The organism is Paenibacillus sp. ICGEB2008, assembly GCF_000307675.1.
GTDB lineage: Bacteria > Bacillota > Bacilli > Paenibacillales > Paenibacillaceae > Paenibacillus > Paenibacillus polymyxa.
In genome coordinates, this window is record NZ_AMQU01000007.1 from 836,440 (window position 1) to 860,587 (window position 24,148).

Below are 24,148 nucleotides of genomic sequence, written 5' to 3' on the forward strand. Positions count from 1 at the left end.
TTTGGAGGTACTCAGAATTTCGCCCCGGGGTTACTGCTACGGCGTAGTCGATGCCATGGTATTGGCTCGTCAGGCAGCCAGAAATTTGGACTTACCCCGGCCTATTTATATACTAGGCATGATTGTTCATAACAGTCATGTCACCAATTCCTTCGAAGACGAAGGAATCATTACATTGGACGGACCGAACCGCATGGAGATTTTAAGCCAGGTAGAGAGTGGTACTGTCATTTTCACTGCTCATGGCGTATCACCAGAGGTTCGCAAGCTGGCACGAGACAAGGGATTGACTACGGTTGACGCAACCTGCCCTGACGTCACGAAGACACATGATCTGATTCGGGAGAAGTCTGCCGAAGGCTATCAGATTATTTATATTGGCAAAAAGAATCATCCAGAGCCAGAGGGAGCTATCGGTATTGCTCCTGACCATGTTCATCTGATTGAAAAGGAAGAAGAGATTGACAGTCTTACACTGTCAGCAGACAAAATCCTCATTACGAATCAGACGACCATGAGTCAATGGGACATCAAGCACATAATGAAAAAGCTTCTAGAAAAGTACCCAGGTGCCGAGATACACAATGAAATCTGTTTGGCGACACAGGTACGTCAGGAAGCGGTAGCTGAGCAGGCAGGACAGGCGGATCTGGTAATCGTGGTCGGTGACCCGCGAAGCAACAATTCCAACCGATTGGCTCAGGTGTCAGAGGAAATAGCTGGTACTACGGCTTATCGTATTTCTGATATAACGGAGCTGAAGAGGGAGTGGCTTGAGGGTGTAGCCAAAGTAGCTGTGACCTCCGGGGCTTCAACACCTACGCTGATTACCAAAGAGGTCATTACGTATTTGGAACAGTATGAAGCGGATAACCCGGAAACATGGGAGATTCAGCGAACCATTGATATGAAAAAACTGCTGCCTCCTGTACGAGAAAAGTCAAAAACGACGAAATAGTATGTCATTGATTACAGCCGTTATTCGGATACAAACATCCGGGTAGCGGCTTTTTTCAAATTGTTTAAGTACCGATATTATTCAATTAGATCAGCTTCACTAAGTCAAAAAAAAGAACTATTCGGGATAATTAAGCCTTGACGAGGCAAGTTAAAACAGGTATAGTTGCTTTAACGGATAAAAGCTTAAAAGCGAACAAGCGTCTAAGTGTCATAATATTATTCTATGTGGATAATAAAATATGGTTTATAGAGAGGAAGAAAAAAATGATCGTTATCGCTGGTGTTCAAACACCTGAAGAACATATTCAAGCTATTGTTGAAGTGATTGAAAAAGAAGGATTGCAGGCTCATGTATCCCGAGGATCGGATCGTACGATTATCGGACTGATTGGTAGCGTAGAACCGAAGCTGGCAGAACATCTACGCCAAATGAAGGGTGTAGAAAATGTAGTTAAAATTTCGAAGTCCTACAAATTGGCCAGCCGTGATTTTCATCCGGAAAATACGGTGATCTCCATCAAAGGTGTAAATATCGGCGGCGGCGAGCTTGTCGTTATGGGGGGACCATGTGCTGTTGAGTCTGCCGCACAGATCGATGAAATTGCCGGATTGGTCAAAGCTGCAGGCGCGCAAGTCCTTCGTGGAGGTGCCTTTAAGCCGCGTACAGGGCCATACAGCTTCCAAGGAACGGGTGTAGAAGGTTTAATCATGATGGCTGAGGCGGGGCAGAAGCACGATCTCTTGACCATCACAGAGGTCATGACACCTGAATACGTAGACATCTGCGCGGAATACGCCGATATTCTGCAAGTAGGTACACGTAATATGCAAAACTTTGATTTGCTGCGCAAGCTGGGTACTTGCGGCAAGCCAGTATTGCTCAAGCGAGGTTTCAGCTCGACTTATGACGAGTTTTTGAATGCTGCCGAGTACATCTTGGCAGGCGGCAACCCGAACGTTATGTTATGTGAGCGCGGTATCCGTACATTCGAAACCTACACTAGAAATACGCTCGACTTGTCCGCGATCCCTGTTTTGCAGCAGTTGAGCCATTTGCCGGTCATTTCCGATCCTAGCCATGGCACAGGTAGACGTGAACTGGTTGTTCCTATGACGAAGGCTTCGGTAGCAGCGGGAGCGGATGGTTTAATTATTGAAATGCATACAGACCCTGACAACTCGATGACGGGTGATGGTGTACAGTCCCTATTCCCGGATCAATTTGCAGATTTACTAAAAGATTTGGAATTGTTGGCTCCTGCAATTGGGAAAACATTCCACACACCTAGTGCTGTATCTTAAAACTAATTATTAACATTAATGCATAAAAGTTTTGCCGCAATGCAGTAAATAAGAGTAAAATCACCTAAAAGCCCGATGTTTCGGGCTTTTTGTATTGTTCAAATGTTATCAAGGGCGTAAGCATATCTAACATTAGTTTAAAAAATACCTTACATAGCTATTGACCCGTGTCATGTTTGAGATTTATAATGACGACAGAAAAAAACATTCGATCATGAACATTTCAGGGTTGTATAAGACTTAATGTTCGGAAAAATTGGGAGGAAGAAGACATGTCCGTTGAAAACGTATTGAAAACAATTCAGGAAAATAATATTGAGTGGGTAGATTTTCGTTTTGTAGATTTGTCTGGTCGTGCTCACCATATTTCATTGCCAGCTTCCGAAGTAGATGAAGAAACATTTGTTAACGGTGTTGCTTTCGACGGTTCTTCCATTCCCGGCTATCGTGGCATTGAGGAATCCGACATGGTTATGCTGCCCGATCCAGAAGCGGTTTTTATCGACCCTTTCACTCAGCATCCAACACTGAATATCCTGTGTGATATTGCTACGCCAGACGGTGAAAAATATGACCGTGATCCTCGTGGTATTGCCAAAAAAGCTGAGGAATTTCTGCAATCCGCAGGAGTGGGCACAGCGGCATTCTTTGCACCTGAATCTGAATTTTTCATCTTTGATGATGTTCGCTACGAAAGCGGCATGAACAGCTCCTCCTTCTTCGTAGATTCCGAGGAAGCAGCTTGGAACACGAACCGTAAGGAAGAAGGCGGCAACCTGGCCTTCAAAGTGGGAGTGAAGGGCGGCTATGTACCTGTAGCACCAGTAGACACCCAGCAAGACATTCGTAGTGAAATGTGCCGTTTGCTTGAAGAAGCAGGTCTGAGAATTGAGCGCCATCACCATGAGGTGGCTACGGCAGGCCAAGCGGAAATCAACTTCCGTTTTGATACACTCAAGAAAACAGCAGACAACCTGCTCGTTTATAAATACATTGTACACAACACAGCGCGTCAATATGGTAAAGTGGCAACATTCATGCCGAAACCGATTTTCGGGGACAACGGAAGCGGTATGCACGTTCACCAATCTATTTTCGATGGCGACACTCCTTTGTTCTACGAAAAAGGTGGTTATGCTAATCTGAGCGAAATGGCTCTTCATTACATTGGCGGTATTCTGTACCATGCACCTGCGTTGATCGCTTTGACCAACCCAAGCACCAACTCGTTCAAACGTCTCGTTCCTGGCTACGAAGCGCCGGTTAACCTGGTATTCTCCAAAGGTAACCGTTCTGCGGCTGTACGCATTCCAGTAGCGGCTGTAACGCCTAAAGGCTGTCGAATCGAGTTCCGTACACCAGACTCCACAGCTAACCCATACCTTGCTTTCTCAGCAATGCTGATGGCGGGTCTGGATGGCATCAAGCGCAAACTGAACCCAGTCGAATTGGGCTATGGTCCACTCGACACTAACATCTATGAGCTGTCTGACGCTGAAAAAGGCAAAATCCGCAGTGTACCTGGTACACTAGATGAAGCTCTGGACGCTCTGGAAGCCGATTACGAATTCCTGACTGAAGGCGGCGTATTTACGAAGGACTTCATCGATAACTATGTAGAGTTCAAACGTTCTGAAGCTAAATCAGTGAACATCCGTGTTCATCCACATGAATACAGCTTGTATTTTGACTGCTAATACTACATCGATAGCATAGCAGATTTGAATAACACTCATTAGCCTGCGGGGAATAGTTGTTGTTCAAGATAGGTCTCCGGTCTTATGCCGGAGACCTTTTACCATTATGATAAATACTACAAAATGAAGATGTTAAATATATTAACATTCACAGCTTTGTCACATCATAAAGGAAATCGGAAACATTTTTATACAAGTCTTGAACGCATTTATGAATACTGCTATCATAGCGATAATATCCACACCAGAGTAGAGAAGGGATGGGAAATTGTTGAGTAAGAGAGCCTACAATTTTAATGCAGGACCGGCGGCATTGCCGCTCAAAGTACTGGAACGTGTACAAGCTGAATTCGTAGATTTCCAGGGGACAGGGATGTCCATCATGGAAATGTCTCACCGTGGAGCCGTGTATGAATCTGTCCATAATGAAGCGCAGGAACGTCTGCTATCTCTGCTGGGCAATCCACAAGGCTACAAGGTGTTGTTTTTGCAAGGGGGCGCAAGCACGCAGTTTGCCATGCTGCCTTTAAATTTCTTAGGCGAAGGACAGATCGGAAGCTATGTAATGACAGGCAGCTGGTCGGACAAGGCATATAAAGAAGCTAAGCTATTGGGCAAGGCTCACATTGCCGCCTCCTCCGCTGATGAGAAATTCATGCGTCTTCCGAATGTGGATTCCTTGGACTTGCCTGAGAATACTGCATATGTGCATATGACGTCCAATGAGACGATTGAAGGTACACAATTTAAGCAATTCCCGGATACGGGTTCCGTACCGCTGATTGTGGACATGTCCAGTGATATTTTTTGCAAGCCTTTTGATGTTACTCAATTTGGATTGATTTATGCTGGTGCGCAAAAAAATCTGGGACCTTCTGGTGTAACGGTCGTGGTTGCCCGTGAAGAGCTACTGGCTTCCTCACCAGGCAATATTCCTACGATGCTGCGTTACAGTACTTATGAAAAGAATAACTCTCTCTACAATACTCCCCCATCCTTTGCCATATACATGGTGAATGAAGTGCTCAAATGGATCCAGGAGGAAGGCGGTTTAGAAGGCATCGAGCGTGTGAATCAGCAGAAAGCTGATCTGCTATACGACCGTATTGACAGAAGCGAAGGCTTCTATCGTGGTTGTGTGGACAGCGCTGATCGTTCTATTATGAACGTAACCTTCCGCCTTGCGAATGAGGATCTGGAAAAACAATTTATTAAAGAATCCGAACAAGCGGGTTTCATCGGATTGAAGGGGCATCGCAGTGTTGGAGGGCTTCGCGCCTCAATCTACAATGCGGTTCCACTGGAGAACTGTCAAGCATTAGCCGAGTTTATGGATGGATTTAAGCAACGTAACAGTTGATTATACAGACATATATTTCGATACACGATATTTGATATCGAAAAAGTAAAAATAAAGCCTTCCCTGAATGTGTATAGGGGAAGGCTTTTAGTGGTGTAGGGAAATTGATATTTTTTTGTCGTTTGATGTCTATATCCCTCTGATTTTGTTAAAATGAAGAAAGTGTATGTTTTCAGTATACACATTTTAGTTAGACTTTAGGTTATTTGTCTAATGAATTTAATAATGAAAGGAACGAAAAACTGATGCCATTACATATTGTGCTTGTCGAGCCGGAAATTCCAGCTAACACAGGGAATATTGCCAGAACGTGTGCTGCAACCGGAACTCATCTGCATCTGGTTAAGCCCCTGGGCTTCCGTACCGATGATGCTACGTTAAAACGGGCTGGGCTTGATTATTGGTATGCTGTTCACATTGAGTATCACGATTCTTTTGCTGAAGTACAAGAGAAATATCAAGAAGGTCGCTTTTTTTATGCGACGACAAAGGCAAAACAGCAGTATAGTGATATTGAATTTCAGGATGGAGACTTTTTGGTGTTTGGTAAAGAAACGAAAGGTTTGCCTCCTGAACTGTTAGCTGCTAATCCTGATACATGTATCAAGATGCCTATGTCAGATAAAGTAAGATCTCTAAACTTGTCGAATTCCGCTGCGATTATCGTATATGAAGCGCTGAGACAATTGGATTTTCCAGGTTTATCGTAAAGAACATCAATCGATCAAGTATAAATGCGAATAAAGAACCAGGACCTTAGTTGCTGATAAAAGTTGCACTATTATTGCTCGAAAGTACATGACAGTAGAGCTTAAATAAAGGATATATGGTCATAAATTTGCGGAAATTCTCTGTGAAGGCTAATGATAATTGGCTTTCCGGTCGATAAAAATATTATAGACATTCTGTACCATACTTTGATATGGTTCATGATTTTATGAAAAAATGTAATAAAATTTCCTGTGATCAGCAGGATTCGACAAAAAGACAGCGAATACTACATAAAGAATAGTGTCTTTGTACCTAGTTTTTCGCCTGGAAAGAAAATCGCAAGCTAATACTCAATAGGAGAGGTGTACGATCACGATGAAACCTGCCGGTGTGGTACGTAAAGTTGATCAGTTGGGGAGAATAGTTCTGCCTAAGTCATTGCGTAAAAGATATCAAATGAATGAGGGAGATCCTGTCGAAATTTTGGTTCAGGGCGACCATATTATTTTGGAGCGTTATCGTCCAAAATGTGTATTCTGCGGCTCAATAGAACAAGTGAACGATTTCAAAGAACGTTATATTTGTGCTCAATGCCTGACAGAAATGACACAGTACTCCTCCTAAATGAGGCAAAAGCATCACGACATTCGTTCGTGATGCTTTTTTTCGGATAGAGCTATGCCTGAACAGCATATATTTAATTGGATGGTAAACTACACTACACCTAACTATTTATAGAACAAAAAATGAGTAGGGACTGGACGCAAATTACCATCTGACGGTTTGTTTACGATTCGGCCGTTTAGTATAAGGGACGATGAACCGCCGCCGTCCAAATTATAAGCATCTTGAACACCCAGATTGAACATCTTCCCTTGGAGTTCTTCGAGCGTTGCACCTGAACCCCCGCTTTCATTGTAGCCGTCTACGACAATAATGAGCAACTGATCATCTTTATAGTTGCCAATGACCGTACGTGGAGCCCGCTTGGGAGAGACTTTCCATTTGTCAGGAATAGGCACTTTTTGTCCCCTTTGCAACAGAACGGGAACAAAGGTAGCTCCAAAGGCAGGTTTTAAGCTGTCAAGAGCACTTTGATTGTAAAATTTGCCCCCAATAAGCTTGCCGTCGTTACTCAATCCGACGAATGACAAGTCCTTAAAACTCGACTGAAAGCCAGTAAGATAGCGGCCGTTCAAGACAGTAGTGCTTAATGGATAGCGTTTGCCATCTCCATCGGCAAAGCCGCCTGCGTTGATGCCTGCAATGGCTCCGTGTCTCAAGACTGCACGCATAGTCGTCTCTGAGCCACCCAATTTGTCATTTCCCAAAGACATTTTCATTGCCGTAGGATCTTTAAGTTTAACTTTCATAGCATATCCGTGATAAATTCCCGGGTTTACTTTAAACAATTCAATGGTAATCCGGTTGCTATCTACCTGGTAATAGGGAACCCCCAGTTTGGCAGTGATGCGCCGATTATAGATAACCGCGGGTCGCTTGGACTGCGCAGAGGCAGTCACGACAAGCTGATTCATCGTTTGGGTCGTTTGTTTGTAGAGCTCAGACGTCCGGCGAATCGTAGATAAGGTATACGTTGCTGTTTGCTTGGCTTCATCAAGCTGCTTGCCTACTGATTGCGTTTGTAAAGTAATTTCGGCTTTTTGCAGACTCGGAGATGTAGATTCAGGAAAGCTCAAAGGGGGATGCACTAACAAAATACACCCTAACAAACCGATAAAAGGAGCAAGGGCCAACATAAAGAACCGGTTTACTAGCTTTGCATCTACATTCATTTTAGCAAGTCCATTTTTTTCTGAAGTGTATTGAGCTGCTGCTTGACTTCATTTAATTGAGTATACAGTTTATTGCTATTATCGGTCTTGTTATTGGCATTATCCTTTGTAAAGGTCAGTAGTTCGTTGAAGGACTGAACCTTGCCCTGCAATCCGCTAACTTCCTTGGAAAGTGCAGTCAATTGCTTTTCATAGTCAGATTTGAGTACTTGAATTTGTTGGTCTGTATGGGTTTGCATTTCGTTTAGCATTTGCTGCTTTAAGTGATTGCTATACAAATAGGTTGCGAGAGCACCTAGTATAATAAGAATGAACCAAAATAGCAGAAAAGTCTTTACGGGCAACCCCTTTCTTGAATTGCTCCGCCGGGCTTCGGCAGGAGGACGTTCAGGTGAAGCTTGCATTTGATTTTCAACTCCCGTGTAAATTCAAATTTCCAGTCTTTATTTGCAGTACCAATTCTATCATGGGCCTATTTATTTCGCAAAAGCGAAATAGTCATATAAAAATATTGGAAAAAGAGATTGCATCGGAAGGAAGTCCTAGGATACAATTTCCTTAAATCGTTTTCGCTTCCTATACGTTCACATTTGCGCAATTTCTACATAAGCACTCTCTAGTTTTGTGATTACTTTCGCTAAATATGTATTTTTTTGTAAATCAGGAGGTTTAGATATGAGAAAAGTATGGCAGGTGGTCATCATAGATATCCATCCTACAAGTATGCTGGGAACAAAGCTTATTTTGGAAGACCAGCAGGATTTGCTTGTTAGAGGGATGTCTTCCTCCGGCACAGAAGGCCTGGAGCTGGTTTGCTCCATTCGCCCGGAAATTATTTTAATGGACTATAGGTTGCCTGAGGGAACGGCGGAACCGTTTTTGACACAAATGCGGGTCTTGTCTCCGGACAGCCATATTGTTATTATGACGGATGAGGACAATATTACGTTGTTCCAGCAGTTAATCTCGCTTGGCGCAAATGGAATGCTATCCAAGCAGGCATCACCGAGCCAGTTAATTCACCTGATCAACGGTTTGCGCGAAGGATTTGCTTCATTACCAATGGATTGGATTCGTTGTGGAAACTGGCCATTTATGCCGTTAATGGCTTCTGAGCCTTTTGACGAATTGACGCAAACCGAAGTTTTTATTATGGAACGTATTGTACAAGGAATTACATATGACAAAATTGCTATCGAGATCGAAGTTAGCCGGCGCTCCATTGATAATTATTTACGTAAAATTTATGCGAAATTAGGTGTGTCCAGCCGGGCGCAGGCGATTGAACGTTATGCCTTATATGCGCGTCAGATGAAGCAGTTATATGCTTGACGTGTCAGCCCGGAGATCATGACTATTTTTCAGGAGAAGGAGGATGTTCATGCAATATTCCTTTGCTTCACGAACGGCTGCGATGTTGGCTTCTCCAGTGCGTCATATCCGGGAAAATGCGAGAAGACATTCCTTTATATCTTTGGCTGAAGAATTGCCTGCACAAGAGCTGTTTCCGGTGAAACTGTTGGAAGAAGCAGCTCATGATGTGTTTGGCTCCGGCCCTGACGCCCTCCAGTATGGTGAACCGGAGGGCTATTTTCCGTTGCGGGCATGGCTTGCGGGAGAGTGGGAGCAGCGTAAAGGAGTAAGAGTACCGCCAGGTCAAATCCTTCTCACCACAGGCAGCCAGCAGGCCATTGACTTGATCGTAAGGCTGATGGTGGATGAACGTGATCCGGTATTGGTCGAGAACCCGACATCCCCTGGATGTTTACAGGTACTATCTATGCAAGGGGCGCAGGTCGTTCCTGTAGAATCGGATGGGGAGGGCGTTATTCCCGATAAGCTTGAAGCTTTAATGATCCGTTATCGCCCCAAGCTTTTTTTTGCTACGCCAACGTTTACGAATCCGACAGGCGCCTTATGGAGCGCGGCTAGACGGCAGGAAATTTTGGACCTCTGTAGGCGTCATGAGGTGTTGGTCGTTGAGGACGATTCTTACGGTGAATTGCATTTTAAGCAAAAACACGAAACCCATGATAAGAGTCCACATGCCCAGAGCCGAAAGTTTGCAGAGGCTTACCCCTCACTATTCGCACTGGATCATGCGGGACAGGGCGGTCAAGTGCTATATATCGGTTCATTTAATAAAACAGTTGCCCCTGCACTGCGAACTGGCTGGGCGGCTGGTCCTGCGCCGCTGATCGAAGGGATGTACGCCTTGAAGCAGCTGGCTGACGTGCAATCCAGTACGATGAACCAACGGCTGCTGTTCCAATTGCTGACCAATTCGCGTTTTCAATGGCATGAGCACTTGGCAATGTTGAACAAGGAATATTCAACTCGGCTCCAATTACTCTTAGAGCTGCTGAAGCGTCCGTTTTGGAAAGACGTGACGTATCATATTCCATCTGGTGGGATGTATGTGTGGGTGAAATTGCCCGCTGGGCTGGACAGCGCCTTGCTGCTCAAAGCGGCGCTACCCAAGGGCGTAGCCTTTATGCCAGGTGCGTTGTGTGCGGTTGGCGATGAAGGTGCGGCCCATATTCGCCTTAACTTTAGCCACCCAGGCCGGGAACAACTGCTTATGGGCATGAATTTAATCGGTGAGACGATCGGTGAATTTACAGCGCGAAGCTAGTAATAACCACTATCCGAGGTCAGTCATCCTCTGCCATCATTCCAGCCGCCGCTTCAATGCCCTGTTGCTGCAGTACTTCTGCATACTCGCTCAGAGCGGCTTCACCGAACGGAGTCAGCCGATAACGCCCGCGGGCTACACGTTCAAACCAACCGTAGTAGTTGCGCTGGAGTACGGCAGCAGCGTCGCTGACGGCTGCTGTGCGGGCGAGCTGCGCCGGGGCGGCTTCCCCCAAACCCTGTAAAGCAGCGGCTACGCGCAGCGCTTTTTCCCGGTAGGCGGTGACCAGCTTGCGCCGGGTGCTCCCGCCGACATTGTGGTCACCGCTGCGTGCGTGAAATTCCCGCAGCAGCTTTTCCTTGCGCGAGCCGCGGCGAACGGTAGTCGTTTTGTAAACATCATCACTAGATGCCACGGGCTTACACAGCACCTCAACGAGCGGAGGCTTTGTTTTAAAATGCGTGACGGTGAGCAAGCCAAGACCCAACTGGCGGCACAGTCCGACCAGCTCATTCCAGCGTTGATTCACCGCCCCTTTTTTGGCACGATTCCGTTCTACGGCCACATATACATTGCTGCTTAGCTTCAAGCGCTGCATGCCTTGCAGTACCAGCGCCAGGTTAAACGTCTTTTTTATCTCCACAATTAGAGGCGCTTGCTGCCCTGGCTTGATCCCCATCAAATCGCAGTTGCGCACTTCTCCTTTGACTTCATATCCCAAATTTTCAAAAAAGGCTTTGACCGGAGCGTACAGCTCCGTCTCATGCCGAACCGCCATGGATTCTCCCGCTCCTTTATCCCATTATTCCGAGCTTATATTGTACCATAATGCGTCAGGTCCGCGTCGTTGTTGTCTATTTTAGCATAGTGAATCCCTTTGTTTTTGGAAAAAGCCTAGAGACCTGTCACAAAAAAATAGGTCAATTCTGAAATCAATCTGCATAGGTATGTATTACACTTTTTTTTAAGAGGATCGCATTATATCCTGAAAGGCGTGACGAGTGTAGCCATAATCATCAAGAGTGGAGGATAGTCATTACGCAGTCATGGGAGGAACCGAGCATGAATATTTTTGACCGCCTTGCGGAGTACCGAGCGGAGAACAACCGCTTGGCCTGGAACGGCACTTTTAGAGAGTATATCGAGATACTCAAGAAAGACCCGACACCGGCGATGACCGCTCATGCACGGGTTTACAAAATGATTGAATCTTTTGGTGTAGAAGAGGTTGGGGGACATAAGCGATATAAATTTTTTGAGCAGGAGATTTTTGGGCTGGATCGTGCACTGGAGAAGTTGGTGGAGGAGTACTTCCATTCCTCAGCCAGGCGGCTCGATGTCCGCAAGCGTATCCTGCTTTTGATGGGACCTGTTAGCGGAGGGAAATCAACACTGGTCACTTTGCTAAAGCGTGGTCTGGAGAAGTTTTCGAGAACAGATCAGGGAGCCGTGTATGCCATAGAAGGCTGCCCTATGCACGAAGATCCCCTTCATCTTATTCCTCATGAGTTGCGTCCCGAATTCGAAAAGGAACTGGGTGTGCGCATTGAAGGTAATTTGTGCCCATCCTGCCAAATGAGATTACGTACGGAATTTGATGGTGATATTGAGAAGGTTCGCGTGGAGCGGGTATTTATATCGGAAGAAAACCGGATCGGCATAGGTACGTTCAGTCCTTCTGATCCGAAGTCGCAGGATATTGCCGATTTGACAGGCAGCATCGACTTTTCCACCATTACAGAGTATGGTTCGGAATCGGATCCACGCGCCTATCGATTTGACGGAGAGCTGAATAAAGCGAATCGCGGACTGATGGAATTTCAGGAAATGCTGAAGTGCGATGAGAAATTTTTGTGGAATTTACTGTCTCTGACCCAGGAAGGAAATTTCAAGGCCGGACGGTTTGCGCTCATCAGTGCAGATGAATTGATCGTAGCTCACACCAATGAATCGGAGTATAAAAGCTTTATTGCGAATAAAAAGAACGAGGCGTTGCAATCGCGGATGATTGTAATGCCAATTCCCTATAATCTGAAAGTTTCCGAGGAAGAAAAGATTTATGCCAAGCTCATTGAGCAAAGTGACATGCGTCATATTCACATCGCTCCTCATGCGCTGCGAACGGCTGCCATTTTCTCTGTACTCACCCGGTTGAAAGAAACCAAGAAGCAGGGGATGGATCTGGTTAAAAAGATGCGCATGTATGATGGTGAGGAGGTCGAAGGCTATAAGGAGGCCGATCTGAAGGAGATGCAACATGAGTTTCTGGAAGAAGGCATGTCCGGTGTAGACCCAAGGTACGTCATTAATCGTATTTCCAGTGCGCTGATTAAGCAAAATGTGGAGTCCATCAATGCTCTGGATATTTTACGAGCCATTAAGGATGGTTTAGACCAGCACGCTTCTATCACAAAGGAAGAGCGGGAGCGGTATCTGAATTTCATTTCCGTGGCTCGTAAGGAATATGATGAATTGGCGAAAAAAGAAGTACAAAAGGCCTTTGTGTACTCTTTCGAAGAATCAGCCAAGACGCTGTTTGATAACTATTTGGATAACATCGAAGCTTTTTGCAATTGGGCGAAAATCCGCGATCCGCTCACAGATGAGGAGCTCGACCCAGATGAGCGGCTTATGCGCTCCATTGAGGAGCAAATCGGGGTGTCGGAAAATGCGAAAAAGGCATTCCGTGAGGAAATATTAATCCGTATTTCTGCCTATTCCCGCAAGGGGCGAAAGTTTGAGTATCATCATCATGATCGGCTGCGAGAAGCCATTGAAAAGAAGCTGTTCGCCGATTTGAAGGATATTGTGAAGATCACAACTTCGACCAAAACGCCTGATGCTAATCAGCTCAAACGGATGAATGAGGTGATTAAGCGGCTGATTGAGGAGCATGGCTACACTGGAGCCAGCGCCAACGATCTATTGAGGTATGTAGGCAGCCTCCTGAATCGGTAAGGGGAAATAAACAATTGTGTAATGAGGCTATGGATTGAAATGGATGGTGAAGAGAATCCGGCAGGCACAGAGCGTTTGAGGTGCTGACGGGTTCTTTTTTTGTATGAATAGAGAGTTGGATTTATATGTTTTTCTGAAATTAATATGTAAACAATCACAATCAATCTTCTGCTTTTTTAACATTTTCTAAAAAGTTGCCGATAAATATGGTAATGTAAAATCTATGTAAACTATTATTTGGAGGAACTTATGATTCATGTCGCTGAGAGTAGATTAAAACAGATACAATACATTGGTATTACTGATGGCGATTTGGCTTTATTGCATCATTATCAGGGGCTATTCCAATCTATTGTAAATGAGGTAGTGGATCGTTTTTATGAGCATGTAGAAAAGGTTCCCCATCTCATGTCGATTATCTCTAAATGGTCGAATATTGAGCGACTAAAGCAAACACAACGTGAATACTGGCTTTCTCTCGCAGATGGGAAAATAGATGATCAGTTTATCGAGCACCGCCTTTTTGTGGGGCAGGTACATTCCCGGATTGGATTATCTTCCGATTATTATTTGGGTACGTACATTGCTTATCTGGATATTGCAGTAGACATTTTAAAGCGTTCGGGGATAGAGGATTGGTATTCTATTGTGCACGCTCTTTCCAAAATGTTCAATCTGGATTCCCAACTTGTGCTGGAAGCTTATCAGGAAAAGGAAAAGGAACAAGTTAACGAGCTCGCCGATGAACAAACGCAGATGCTGACTGTGGTGTCCCGAATTGCACAAAATTTGACGGGGATGATTGCCGAACTTAGGGAAAATACCGATAATATCGCGGAGAGTGCCTGCAACACTGCTTCTTCACAGGAACATACAGAGGAACTGGTACTGCAATTGAGCGATGAAATTAAGCATATTGAACAGATGAGCAGTAACATTCGAGAATTGTCCGATCAGACTCATTTGCTGGGACTGAATGCGGCAATTGAGGCAGCCCATGCACAAGAAGCAGGGCGTGGATTTCAAGTGGTGGCGCAGGAAGTGCGAAAGCTGGCATCTAATTCAAAGCAAGCACAGGAGCAAATTCAGCGCAAGGTGCTGGATATTGCCCGTATGCTTGACAGTGTGCAATCCGAAACCGCTGCCACAACAGCCAGTGCCCGGCAACAGGCCTCCAGCTCCGAAGAATTGGCTTCATTCACAAAGCTGATTGAAAACATGGTGAAGGAATTGGAAATGTTGCAGCACTCCTCGGAATTGCTGGAGGTGTGAGATGTAGCTTGAGCAGTATATCCTGGGGAACTGGAAGTTTTCGGGGCGTTAGCTGGCTGGATACTGGCAAAGCGACGATCTTCCTGTTGGCAGTCCAGTCAACACAACAAAGGCAACAGAGGAAGTGCATATTCCTATGAAAGAATGACCGAATTTTTGAAACAAGGAATTAGAGGAAGCTTTTTTTCCATTCCATATGAGCCGCAAGTACTCTTTTCCATAACTCGTCCCGTTCCTGGTGGCTGTAGTTAACGAGCGGCTCACCAAATACATCAGCCAATACTTCCAGCCACTGCGATTTCTTATCCAGCTCTATTTTTTCCAAACCGTTTAGCCCGCGTTTTTTCCACATACATCCTCTGAGTTCATTCGCTTCTAATGCTTGCCTTTGCCGAATTAGAAACAGGTTAAACCATGGAGATTCCACGGAGCGGCTATAGAAATGATGTTTCGGCTTAAATTCTTCCAAATCCTGAACAACCGTAGGGGCAAAATCAACGCCAACAAATGAAGCGAGCGGGTCATGTTCTAAACGCCAACCTTTAGTAACAACTTCAGATTCCATAACTTTATAACGAAGAGGGGCTTGTTCATAAGTCCCCATAAGGAGTGGTAGAGGCTCATATGGCATATCGCCCAGTCCGACATCTACAATCCATACTTCATCTTCTTGCTGCTCATTTAGCAAGTTCACTGTTAGTCCAAGATGAAATGAATTAATGCGTGGCTCAGTTCCTAAAGGTTGTACCCCAGCATGATGCAAAGAAACTTTGTACCCTAGCGAATGTAGTAGCGCACTAAAGGCACCATTCAGATGAAAACAATAACCACTTCTCCCATGTAGAATGAGCTGAACGGATTCTTGAAAACCAATGGCAGCCGGCTTTCTTGCAAAAATGTCCAACGTTTGCCATGAAAGATTTTTTACATGTGCCTTATGCAACTCCACTAAATAGGATGGGGTAGGAGGCTGAACTTCGGAAATTCCAATTCTGTTCAAATAAGCTTTTATTTCTTCTTTTGTCATGGTGTACATGTGCAGTCACCTCTATTGTTAGTTTGCCAAATTCTCTTCTCGAAACAAATGAGCATTGAGTCTTAGCATCATTGTAAAAGGGGTACGTGCTGTGTACAATGCTATAAATTTATGGCTGTACCGGTACAATCAGCAAATCAATTCGTTTAGTAACATGTCGATTTCCCGTAGATGGCTGTCAGAACACAAAAAAACAGACCTGATTATCGGGTCTGTTTTTTTTCTTATTTTCAAGCTAACTAATTATAGCAGTGATCTAAGTTCACGTCGGCATTTGTTCAAATGCACGAACGATGGAATGACTCGCTTGGCAGAACGGAAGCCACCTATTCTAAGGTTGCGGACCACATGATAGGGAGAGATCAATAGCGTATGAAGCAGATGCAGATCCTGAGTACTCAACGGTCGATATCGTTGATAAAAGTCTATCGCGCGCAGCATCTTTGTCGCGTTCCAAAGACAATTCCGATGAAGAAGATGGGAGAGATCTTTCATCCTTACGTGTAGGGAACAATTTTCAAAGTCAATCAAATGGATTTTGAGCTGCCTGTCTTTGACCAGATTGGGATAGTTATAGTCACCGTGTATTAATGCAGCTGCTTTTTGCTCCTGCTGGATTGCAGTTCGAACTTTGGGCTGCTGTAGACGATATAACACTTCTTCACAAAGAGCTAGGAGATGTGCTGTGCCTTTGTAAGGACTGAGACGTTTTTTATATTCAGCTATTTCATCGCTCAAGCCTTCATAACGGATTCTGGAAGGCGGCGCTTCCGTGACAGGAAAGCCTACGGCACTGGTGTGGAATTTGGCTAAAGTAGAAATTCCCTTTTTGAAGTCTATTCTTTTTGTAAATTCCGGTCTGGGTCCATGAACCCAATTAGTTAGTGTATACGAAACACCTTCATAGGTCATGTAGGCTGTTTGCTGTACGGTTGGATAGACCTTTTGGCTACGTGTAAACCCGCGTTCATCCAGGTAGGACAAGACACGTGTAATAAAACGAATCTCTTCTTCCGGAAATTTGTAGGGTTTTAAGCAATAAGTTGTATTAGCGGTTTCAATCTTGTGAATGTCCTTCATTTGACGGCTACGCTGAATTTTGATTCCGTACATTTGCTCAACGTTCGATAAAATCGACATTTTGCTCCTCACTTTCTTTTATACACGGGCCCATTCCTGCAAAATATGGATGATTTGTAATCGAAGAGGCCACGACTGATCCCAGTTGTCTAGGATTTCGCGGTCTCTTGAACGATTCGGATGTCGAGAAGCATGCCAAGCTTCTCGTGGCAGTTTATATAAAGCTGTAACAATCTTCCGCTCAGTTCGGCTGAGTGGTTTGCGTTTTTGATATCCCCTTAACAAGGATTGCACAAATTCAGGATTGAATTGAGTTGTATTCATAAGAGCCTTTGCCAAATCAGCATAGACGGAGCCAATCTTAGCCCGATCCCAATCAATGATTTTGAGATGACCGTCGTCTGAAATAATGACATTCGGGGTGGTGATATCACTGTGTATCAAGGAGGGATGCCGGCGTTCCGTTCGAAGTAGTCTTATAATGGATGCGTCCTGCAAATCTTTCCATGCACGTCTGGATAAACGTATACAGTCCTTGCCATGAGTGTTGTACCAGTTGCGATACTCCTTATCCTTGCGGCTGATTTTTGTCATTTTTTTTTGGAAAAGACGGTCTTGCTTTTTCCATATCCGCAATTGTTGAATGGTCGAAGGGGAATTTCCTCTCTCTATCCGATGTAAGCCGGTGGATGTAGCGTGAAGTGTGGCAAGGGCTAACCCTAGTTTTTCGAAATCTTCAGCGGTTTCCAGTCCCCGTCCTTTGATCCATTGACTTACATAAAATGGCGTTCCTTGATGTAGTGTCCATAGCTTGCCGGAATGAGTAGGGAGCCATGTGGGCATGTAGTTATACTTTCTCTTTTTCAAAAGCCTTATATAGCTCGCAGCTCGTTCCATCTGTTGAATCGTATTGGAACGAGCCATCTTTGAACGACTAAAGGGCTTTAATGCATAAGTTCCCTTTTTCGTTTTTACTTGGATTACTGCATTTTTTCGGTACAGTGATGAGACTAAGCTTGATTTTAAGGGGATCAGGCCGAAACGACGGGTGATTTCGCGAATCTGTGCTTTTGTATAGGATTTCGCCATAAGAACCTCACTTGACTTTTAATTGAAGAAAAAGGTAATCCTCTGTTAGTTATCAGTCTATTCATGAGGAAATAATAGGTGCAGTTTTATGGAGCTATTCTCTTACTTTTCCTGTTCACATTCGTCAAAAAAACGGAGCAGCGAAAGTTCGCTGCTCCGTTTTAATTTGCTCTGTATTACGCAAGCCTGATTATGAATGATTGATCAGTTATCGTTGTCATCTTCTTCGTCTGTATCCACGATCGCTCCAGACGATGCATGGATTTCAAGCTCGACAGTTCCTTCGTTGGTGAGTACCTTGACCTCATAGATGAACTGTCCGTCTTCCTTATCTAATTTAGAAGACAGAAGGGTACTCCCAGGCACATGCTTAAGTGCAATTTGTCCAGCCTGCTTTTCAGTTAGAGTGACGTGGTTGGGCTTGTAAAAGGAAGACTCGTCATTCGAGTCATGATCAAGCTCAGAATGGGAACGGATAGTTTTCCCGGTATAAGCATCAACATCTATATCCCAATCTTTATCTCCTTGCTGAAGATCCACTTCATAGTATACCTTTCCGTTCTTGCGCTCCAGTTCGACATCCTCAACTTGCGCATCATTTCCCACAGCCTTCTTGGCAATATTGGCAGCAGCAGTCGCTCCAATTAATCCCGTAGGTTTAGCAGCCCATACGGCATTTGCCGAGACACCTGTAACCGTAACTCCAAGCAGAACCGTGGCTGCTATTATTCCTAATGTATAGTTTTTTTTCATTACCTAATTCCTCCTTGAACTGTATGCTTGAATACAGCTTAACCCTTGAATATGAGAGGAACATAATAGAATCATGAGAAAACAATGAGAAGCTATAAGCAAGATCATCAGGGCGTCATGATTCGTCGTGATCCTGTTTTTCTTTTTCCCAAGTGATAGAGTCGATTGAGCCTGATACTGCATTGATCTGCACCACTGCCTCACGCCCATCTTGTATCTCAACCTCAACAAGATAATAGAGGCCTTTGTCATTGCGGTGCAGTTCAATATCATCGGATGTTCCATTCACTGCTTTTGCAGCAAGCTTGGCTGCTTCATTCTCTGTAATGACAAGAGAAACCGGGTCAGGTTTATGGACTGGATTTGATTTGTCGACTGGGTTGTGAGGAACCGGGGGGGGGGATCTTGGGGTTCCTGCTTTGCATCTGCATACATCTGTGTCCGCTTAATGGATTGAATGACACCATCATAGGCATTGACTTTTATTACATACTTCCCTTTGATGCGTTCTAGCTTGATCACATAAAAATTATCCAAACGTTGGGATTCGAGCACCTCACCGGGATACTGATGCAATACAGATTGGACCACGGTTTTTTCTTCCAAGGGCGAAGCTGCTAACGATCGTGCCCAGGGCCACTGTAAAAGGCAAATGGTGATTAATATAGCCGCTACCATACCTCCAATCATCCAGGTATAGATCGTTTTCATTGGTTTTGCCTCCTTTGGCTTATTATTCTGGAACAGTAGGGAGGATGATCGTTGCAGTTGTTCCACTTCCCTCTATGCTTTCTAGCCCAATTTGTGCTTGAATAGCTTGAGCAATTCCTGTAGCTAATGATAAGCCTAGCCCGGCCCCACCTTCCTCGCGGCTTCTGGCTTCGTCCACACGATAAAAGCGGTCGAAAACCTTAGATAACTTTTCTTCAGGGATTCCAATTCCTTGATCTGTGATTCTAATGCAAGGTTGAGCCGTACCGCCCACAATATCAATCATCAGGTATATCGGCTCGTCACTGTATTTGCGCGCATTATCCAAAAATATAAATAAAAGTTGTTTTAATTTATTTTCGTCCGTATAGGCGATGCAGTCTGTTTGTACATCCAGTTGAATTTGTCTGGCGAAAGCATTTTCAAATGTAGCTTTCAGTTCTGTCCCTACTTTGGTCAAGCGTACAGGTTCTAACACGACATTCCATTGTTCTTCGTTTCTGGCCAATAGAAGAAGCTGCTCTGCCATATCCTTCATTCTGAGCGCCTCAGAATGGATCGCTTCAATGGATTCGGCAAAAATACTGGGATTCCGCAATCCCCGTCGTTTAAGCAGACTGGCATAACTTTCAATAATGGTTAGAGGTGTTTTCAATTCATGGGACGCATTCGAAACGAATTGTTCTTGGCGAACGAAATTCCGCTCTAGCAATTCAATCATGTCATTAAACGTTTCTCCCATTTCGACTAGCTCGTCGCGTGATGACGAATTGAGCGGAAGACGTTTGAATTTCCCGCTACGTTGAATCTCTTTCATCGTGTTAATCATGGATGTGATTGGATGTGTAATCAGTCTGCCCAGCAGTCTTCCCGATAGGACGACAGGAATAAAAGCAATTCCTGTGACTGCAATAAGTACGATTCTGAGTACCTGAAGCGTCTGCATCGTCGGTTGCAGGCTCTCGGTCACCTGAAGATTGACAACCTCTCCATTCGACCAAATCATGGGGACCGATACGTAAATATAACGGTTGCTTTCATAGGTAATGATGCGAACCTGCCGTGTTTCATTAAAAACGCCCTTCACCAAGCTGAGAGACTGCTCTGATGAAGAGGTGATAGGGGCAAGAAAGTCGCCTTCCGGTCTCATCAGCCGAAGCATACCATCCAGCGGCACATAAGCTCGTAGAAGATCCTCAGTGGCTACGGATACTGGAGCGCGTTGAATGCCATGAATCATGTTTTCTGCTGCGGCCTCTACCTGGTTTTTTCGACTGTCTATCGAAAGTTGGCTGAATAGAAAATAGACTAAGAAATTAATGACTACAAGTAAAACCCCGAATAGTAATGAGGTGTACGTATGGATTTTGTTCTGCAGCTTCATAACGATTCCTTCAGAACATAGCCAATTCCGCGTACAGTATGAATCAGCTCAGGGAGTTGGCGCGAAGGGTCAATTTTATTCCGCACGTAGCGAATATACACATCGACCACATTGGTATCACCAATATAATCAATGCCCCATACATTCTCCAGTAATTGTTCACGACTAAGTACCTGCCGCTGATGTCGAAGTAAATGAACGAGCAAGTCAAACTCTCGCGGCGTAAGCTCAATGTTGTGCTCTCCACGAAGAACTTCACGAGTACCTTCATGGAGACGTAAGTCCCCGGCACTAAGCCATTGATCTACCACTTGTGAAGTCATGTCTTTCGCTGCACCTACCCTGAGCGCGACCCTTACACGTGCAAGCAGCTCTTCGATCACAAAAGGTTTGGTAACATAGTCATTGGCTCCCAAATCGAGTCCCTCTACCTTATCCGCAATGGAACTTTTAGCCGTTAGTAAAATGACAGGAACGTTCGCATCATGTTTACGAATCCTCCGCAGGAGTTCGATGCCATTAAGACCGGGAATCATAATATCCAGTAAAACCAGATCCCAACTACCTTTGCAATAGGTCTCCAGTCCGTCAATTCCGTTTTTTTCTTTACTTACTTGATAGCCTTCAAATTCAAGTTCGATCTCTAGAAGTCGGGCAATCTTCTCTTCGTCTTCTACGATCAAAATGGATTGGTTCATAATCATGCCCTCCTGTAGGCGAATAGCCGATACGGAAGTATTTTAGCATATACGGACAGGTAAGACACTTCAAAGCACGGGACTGGGAGAGAAAGAGCTTAGCATAATGCGTTATAATTATGGACAATCCCCTCGGTCAGATGTGGCCCCTATCATAGAAAGGGCATTAGCAACCGGGGAGTCAGTGGGTCACATGGCAGTGATTTACTCAAAACATTATTTTATTATTTGGAAAACAGGGGCAGTCTGATAGATACAGCAAATTATTTTTTTATACATCATAATTCGGTAAAATATAGACTGGAACGGATACGCGACATGACGGATTTTGATCTTAATGATTCCCGCGAGCAGTTTATATGCCATACATGTCTAATACATTATTATTTGCGGGAGTATAAGTAGTCGAACGTTTTTTGAGGCAGGGAGGGAAGGACATGGATAAAAGAATACTGATAGCGGACGATGAGGCGAGTATTCGGAATGCACTGGCCTATGCGTTAAAGCGGGAAGGTTTTTTGGTGGAAACTGCCGTGGATGGAGAGGATGCATTGGAAAAAGTGCGTTTGTTTCACCCGGATGTGCTCATACTGGATGTGATGATGCCCAAACTGGGCGGATATGAAGTGTGTCGCCGTTTGGAAAGCCGAAAGGGCATCGGTATTTTACTGCTAACCGCAAAAAACGATATCGTCGATAAGGTGCTCGGACTGGAGTTGGGGGCGGACGATTTTATGAGCAAGCCGTTTGACCTAAGAGAACTGCTCGCACGTATTAAGGCATTGGTACGGAGACTGGAACGAGAAGGAGCGCCTGCGCCGGAAGGAGCGGAAATAATACTGGACCCGTTGCGAGTGCGTCCGTCCAGTCGAACGGCTGAACTCGGAGCAAAAGCATTGGATCTGACCCCCAAGGAGTTTGATGTGCTGGCGCTACTGGTGTCCCATGCTGGAAGGGTATATACGCGGGACGAGTTGCTGGAACAAGTATGGGGCATCGATTATGCAGGGGGAACGCGGACGGTGGATATTCATATTCAGCGCTTGCGCAAGAAGCTAGAGCCGCACCAGTCGATGCTGCAAACTGTGTATGGAATCGGCTATAAGGCGGAGAAAATGACGTGAACGAACATCATTCACTCCATCCAGAAGGAAGCTTGCAGTCCACTGACCAGCCAAAGCGCAAACGTAAGCGTACAGGCTTGAGCCTGCGCTGGAAATTTCCGCTGGTCCTGGCGGCTTTACTGCTGTTTACTGTCGGTGTGCTGAGCTGGCTCGTACTTACCGGTATTCGTGCTAATCAGACAGACCAAATGGAACGCGGCTTAAAGCGTCAGGCGGAAATCGTGGAGATGCGCGTAAAACAGTCTTACCTGTTGGGAGTTCACCAATCGCCCGAAGACTTCATGAAAAAGCAAGCACCACAGCTTGCCGTGGAGCTCGGCGTATCCAGTAATATGCGCGTTATTTTATATGATGGCCGGGGAGATGAGGTCGGAAATTCTCTACCACTGGCTTATAGAACAAACGTCGGCCAGGCGCTTTCTTATGCGCTCCAAGGGAAAATTGCGTATATTACGGAAGGTAGCTCAGTTACTTATTTGGCTCCGCTGCAAGGTCCGGACGGCTTGCTGGGAGTGGTACAGCTTCATAGCTCAACAGAAGCGCAGCAGCAGTTCTACCAGGCGATTGCCCGCTTGTTTTTATGGACAGGAGGGGCGGTGCTGGTTTTAAGCTTTGTTCTGGGCTTAGGCTATGTCAGCCGCCAGACGAGGGACATCGGACGACTGACTCGCGTTTCTGAGCAGATCTCGGCGGGGCACTATCCAGAAGCTCGATTGCTGCGACGTCAGGACGAGCTAGGAAGGCTGGATGAAGGGATGCTCCAGATGAGTCATGTGATCCGGGCTAGTATTACCGCGCTCGAGAATGAAAAGCTTCGGCTGGAAGAAGCAGTTCAGCGTTTGCGAGAGCTGGAGCAGCAGCAGAAGACTTTTATTGGCAATATCAGTCATGAACTGAAGACTCCGTTGACCTCTATTCAGGCTTACGCTGATTTGCTGGATATGTATGGGGATGATCCCGAATTGGTGCGTGAAGCCAGAGAAAGTATCGGTAAGGAAACAAAACGGTTGTATGAGCTTGTCGAGGATTCACTGAGACTATCTGTGCTGGACAAATACGATTTTGAATTACATACGGAGGAAGTGGAGCTGCATTTGCTGCTCGAAGATGCAGGTAGCCGAATACGGGGGAAAGCTGCGGCGCGTGGACTAAATTTTTCGATGGATACCATTCCAGCCAAGGTGTGTGGAGATCCTAAACATCTAATGCATATTGTACTGAATTTGCTGGATAATGCAGTAAAATATAATCAGGACAAAGGCTGGATCACGTTATCCAATCGAGTGGAAAAGGACACTGTGATAGTGTATATATGCAATTCCGGTCCATGGATTCCTAGGGAAGAATGGGACATGATTTTTGAGCCGTTTGTTACCTTAAGCCGTGATCGTTCTCGCCAGGACAGTGGTACGGGACTTGGCCTGCCTCTGGCACGCAGACTGGCAGAGCGCATGGGTGGAGAGTTGCAGCTTACAGCTTCGGGCGGTACTGGGTTGGAAAATAGCAATGGTCATTCAGTTGCAAGTGGCAATGAATTTTCGCTCAGGCTCCCCCTGTTGGTTCATGATGGCTCTCAGTAGAT

At 45.2% G+C, this 24,148-nt stretch carries 23 protein-coding genes and 1 pseudogene; 13 read left to right on the plus strand and 11 right to left on the minus strand.

Translation table 11 applies throughout. From position 1 onward, the window contains the following. Nucleotide 1: 1 nt before the first annotated feature. From C400_RS0108520 to C400_RS0108545, 6 genes are all read left to right on the plus strand, one after another. A complete protein-coding gene (locus C400_RS0108520; protein ID WP_017426657.1) occupies nucleotides 2-958 on the plus strand; it encodes a 4-hydroxy-3-methylbut-2-enyl diphosphate reductase in 957 nt (318 codons plus the stop codon). 266 nt (nucleotides 959-1,224) lie between these two features. Further along, nucleotides 1,225-2,262 carry a 3-deoxy-7-phosphoheptulonate synthase gene (aroF, locus tag C400_RS0108525; RefSeq protein ID WP_017426658.1) on the plus strand — a complete coding sequence of 346 codons (1,038 nt, stop codon included), beginning with the start codon at nucleotides 1,225-1,227 and terminating at the stop codon, nucleotides 2,260-2,262. 272 nt (nucleotides 2,263-2,534) lie between these two features. Beyond that, complete coding sequence (gene glnA / locus C400_RS0108530; protein ID WP_016820503.1) at nucleotides 2,535-3,959, plus strand: type I glutamate--ammonia ligase; 1,425 nt, start codon at nucleotides 2,535-2,537, stop codon at nucleotides 3,957-3,959. Nucleotides 3,960-4,227: 268 nt separating this feature from the next. Continuing rightward, entirely contained in the window at nucleotides 4,228-5,319 is a 1,092-nt protein-coding gene (gene serC, locus C400_RS0108535; protein ID WP_016820502.1) for a 3-phosphoserine/phosphohydroxythreonine transaminase, read from the plus strand. A 245-nt stretch (nucleotides 5,320-5,564) separates the two neighbouring features. Continuing rightward, nucleotides 5,565-6,029 carry a tRNA (uridine(34)/cytosine(34)/5-carboxymethylaminomethyluridine(34)-2'-O)-methyltransferase TrmL gene (gene trmL, locus C400_RS0108540; RefSeq protein ID WP_017426659.1) on the plus strand — a complete coding sequence of 155 codons (465 nt, stop codon included), beginning with the start codon at nucleotides 5,565-5,567 and terminating at the stop codon, nucleotides 6,027-6,029. Nucleotides 6,030-6,405: 376 nt separating this feature from the next. Next, entirely contained in the window at nucleotides 6,406-6,654 is a 249-nt protein-coding gene (locus C400_RS0108545) for an AbrB/MazE/SpoVT family DNA-binding domain-containing protein (RefSeq protein ID WP_014599574.1), read from the plus strand. A 104-nt stretch (nucleotides 6,655-6,758) separates the two neighbouring features. Here C400_RS0108545 and C400_RS0108550 read toward each other — a convergent pair whose 3' ends face one another. Both C400_RS0108550 and C400_RS0108555 read right to left on the minus strand, forming a co-directional pair. Beyond that, nucleotides 6,759-7,826, minus strand: coding sequence for a phosphodiester glycosidase family protein (locus C400_RS0108550; RefSeq protein ID WP_016820500.1), 1,068 nt, complete (start codon nucleotides 7,824-7,826; stop codon nucleotides 6,759-6,761). After that, nucleotides 7,823-8,230 (minus strand): hypothetical protein, encoded by a 408-nt coding sequence (locus C400_RS0108555; RefSeq protein ID WP_017426660.1) that lies wholly within the window; start codon nucleotides 8,228-8,230, stop codon nucleotides 7,823-7,825. Before C400_RS0108555 ends, C400_RS0108550 begins: the two co-directional genes overlap by 4 nt. Nucleotides 8,231-8,501: 271 nt before the next feature. Between C400_RS0108555 and C400_RS0108560 the strand changes: the two genes are divergently transcribed. Both C400_RS0108560 and C400_RS0108565 read left to right on the plus strand, forming a co-directional pair. Then, nucleotides 8,502-9,158: a response regulator transcription factor gene (locus tag C400_RS0108560; protein ID WP_016820498.1), complete on the plus strand. Its 657-nt coding sequence runs from the start codon at nucleotides 8,502-8,504 to the stop codon at nucleotides 9,156-9,158. Between the two features lie 49 nt (nucleotides 9,159-9,207). Continuing rightward, nucleotides 9,208-10,461, plus strand: a complete 1,254-nt coding sequence (locus C400_RS0108565; protein WP_016820497.1) for an aminotransferase-like domain-containing protein — start codon at nucleotides 9,208-9,210, stop codon at nucleotides 10,459-10,461. Between the two features lie 19 nt (nucleotides 10,462-10,480). Here the strand turns inward: C400_RS0108565 and C400_RS0108570 are convergent, their stop codons facing one another. Beyond that, nucleotides 10,481-11,239, minus strand: a complete 759-nt coding sequence (locus tag C400_RS0108570; RefSeq protein ID WP_017426661.1) for a DUF2161 domain-containing phosphodiesterase — start codon at nucleotides 11,237-11,239, stop codon at nucleotides 10,481-10,483. Between the two features lie 284 nt (nucleotides 11,240-11,523). On the opposite strand from C400_RS0108570, the gene C400_RS0108575 reads away from it, so the two are divergent. Further along, entirely contained in the window at nucleotides 11,524-13,419 is a 1,896-nt protein-coding gene (locus C400_RS0108575) for a PrkA family serine protein kinase (protein ID WP_013370145.1), read from the plus strand. A 249-nt stretch (nucleotides 13,420-13,668) separates the two neighbouring features. After that, the gene (locus C400_RS0108580; protein WP_017426662.1) at nucleotides 13,669-14,691 is read left to right on the plus strand and encodes a globin-coupled sensor protein; all 1,023 of its coding nucleotides are present in this window, start codon (nucleotides 13,669-13,671) and stop codon (nucleotides 14,689-14,691) included. Between the two features lie 169 nt (nucleotides 14,692-14,860). Here C400_RS0108580 and C400_RS0108585 read toward each other — a convergent pair whose 3' ends face one another. From C400_RS0108585 to C400_RS0108615, 8 genes are all read right to left on the minus strand, one after another. Then, nucleotides 14,861-15,727 carry an arylamine N-acetyltransferase family protein gene (locus tag C400_RS0108585; RefSeq protein WP_017426663.1) on the minus strand — a complete coding sequence of 289 codons (867 nt, stop codon included), beginning with the start codon at nucleotides 15,725-15,727 and terminating at the stop codon, nucleotides 14,861-14,863. 243 nt (nucleotides 15,728-15,970) lie between these two features. Beyond that, nucleotides 15,971-16,867 (minus strand): phosphotransferase, encoded by an 897-nt coding sequence (locus C400_RS0108590; RefSeq protein ID WP_017426664.1) that lies wholly within the window; start codon nucleotides 16,865-16,867, stop codon nucleotides 15,971-15,973. A gap of 18 nt (nucleotides 16,868-16,885) precedes the next feature. Continuing rightward, a complete protein-coding gene (locus C400_RS0108595; RefSeq protein WP_017426665.1) occupies nucleotides 16,886-17,896 on the minus strand; it encodes an aminoglycoside phosphotransferase family protein in 1,011 nt (336 codons plus the stop codon). 204 nt (nucleotides 17,897-18,100) lie between these two features. Further along, nucleotides 18,101-18,649: a PepSY domain-containing protein gene (locus C400_RS0108600; protein ID WP_016820491.1), complete on the minus strand. Its 549-nt coding sequence runs from the start codon at nucleotides 18,647-18,649 to the stop codon at nucleotides 18,101-18,103. Nucleotides 18,650-18,764: 115 nt separating this feature from the next. Continuing rightward, nucleotides 18,765-18,938, minus strand: coding sequence for a PepSY domain-containing protein (locus tag C400_RS27555; RefSeq protein WP_017426666.1), 174 nt, complete (start codon nucleotides 18,936-18,938; stop codon nucleotides 18,765-18,767). After that, nucleotides 18,935-19,360 (minus strand): PepSY domain-containing protein, encoded by a 426-nt coding sequence (locus tag C400_RS0108605; protein WP_017426667.1) that lies wholly within the window; start codon nucleotides 19,358-19,360, stop codon nucleotides 18,935-18,937. Before C400_RS0108605 ends, C400_RS27555 begins: the two co-directional genes overlap by 4 nt. 22 nt (nucleotides 19,361-19,382) lie before the next feature. Next, complete coding sequence (locus C400_RS0108610) at nucleotides 19,383-20,744, minus strand: sensor histidine kinase (RefSeq protein ID WP_017426668.1); 1,362 nt, start codon at nucleotides 20,742-20,744, stop codon at nucleotides 19,383-19,385. Then, on the minus strand, nucleotides 20,741-21,442 hold the full coding sequence (locus tag C400_RS0108615; RefSeq protein ID WP_017426669.1) for a response regulator transcription factor: 702 nt from the start codon (nucleotides 21,440-21,442) through the stop codon (nucleotides 20,741-20,743). The genes C400_RS0108610 and C400_RS0108615 overlap by 4 nt, the downstream gene beginning before the upstream one ends. A gap of 189 nt (nucleotides 21,443-21,631) precedes the next feature. Between C400_RS0108615 and C400_RS26665 the strand changes: the two are divergent. The 3 genes and pseudogenes from C400_RS26665 to C400_RS0108625 form a co-directional block, all read left to right on the plus strand. Continuing rightward, a pseudogene (locus C400_RS26665) lies at nucleotides 21,632-21,847 on the plus strand (helix-turn-helix domain-containing protein); the annotation flags it as partial. A 32-nt stretch (nucleotides 21,848-21,879) separates the two neighbouring features. Continuing rightward, entirely contained in the window at nucleotides 21,880-22,566 is a 687-nt protein-coding gene (locus C400_RS0108620; RefSeq protein ID WP_017426670.1) for a response regulator transcription factor, read from the plus strand. Then, nucleotides 22,563-24,146: a sensor histidine kinase gene (locus tag C400_RS0108625; protein WP_017426671.1), complete on the plus strand. Its 1,584-nt coding sequence runs from the start codon at nucleotides 22,563-22,565 to the stop codon at nucleotides 24,144-24,146. The genes C400_RS0108620 and C400_RS0108625 overlap by 4 nt, the downstream gene beginning before the upstream one ends. Nucleotides 24,147-24,148: the final 2 nt, after the last annotated feature.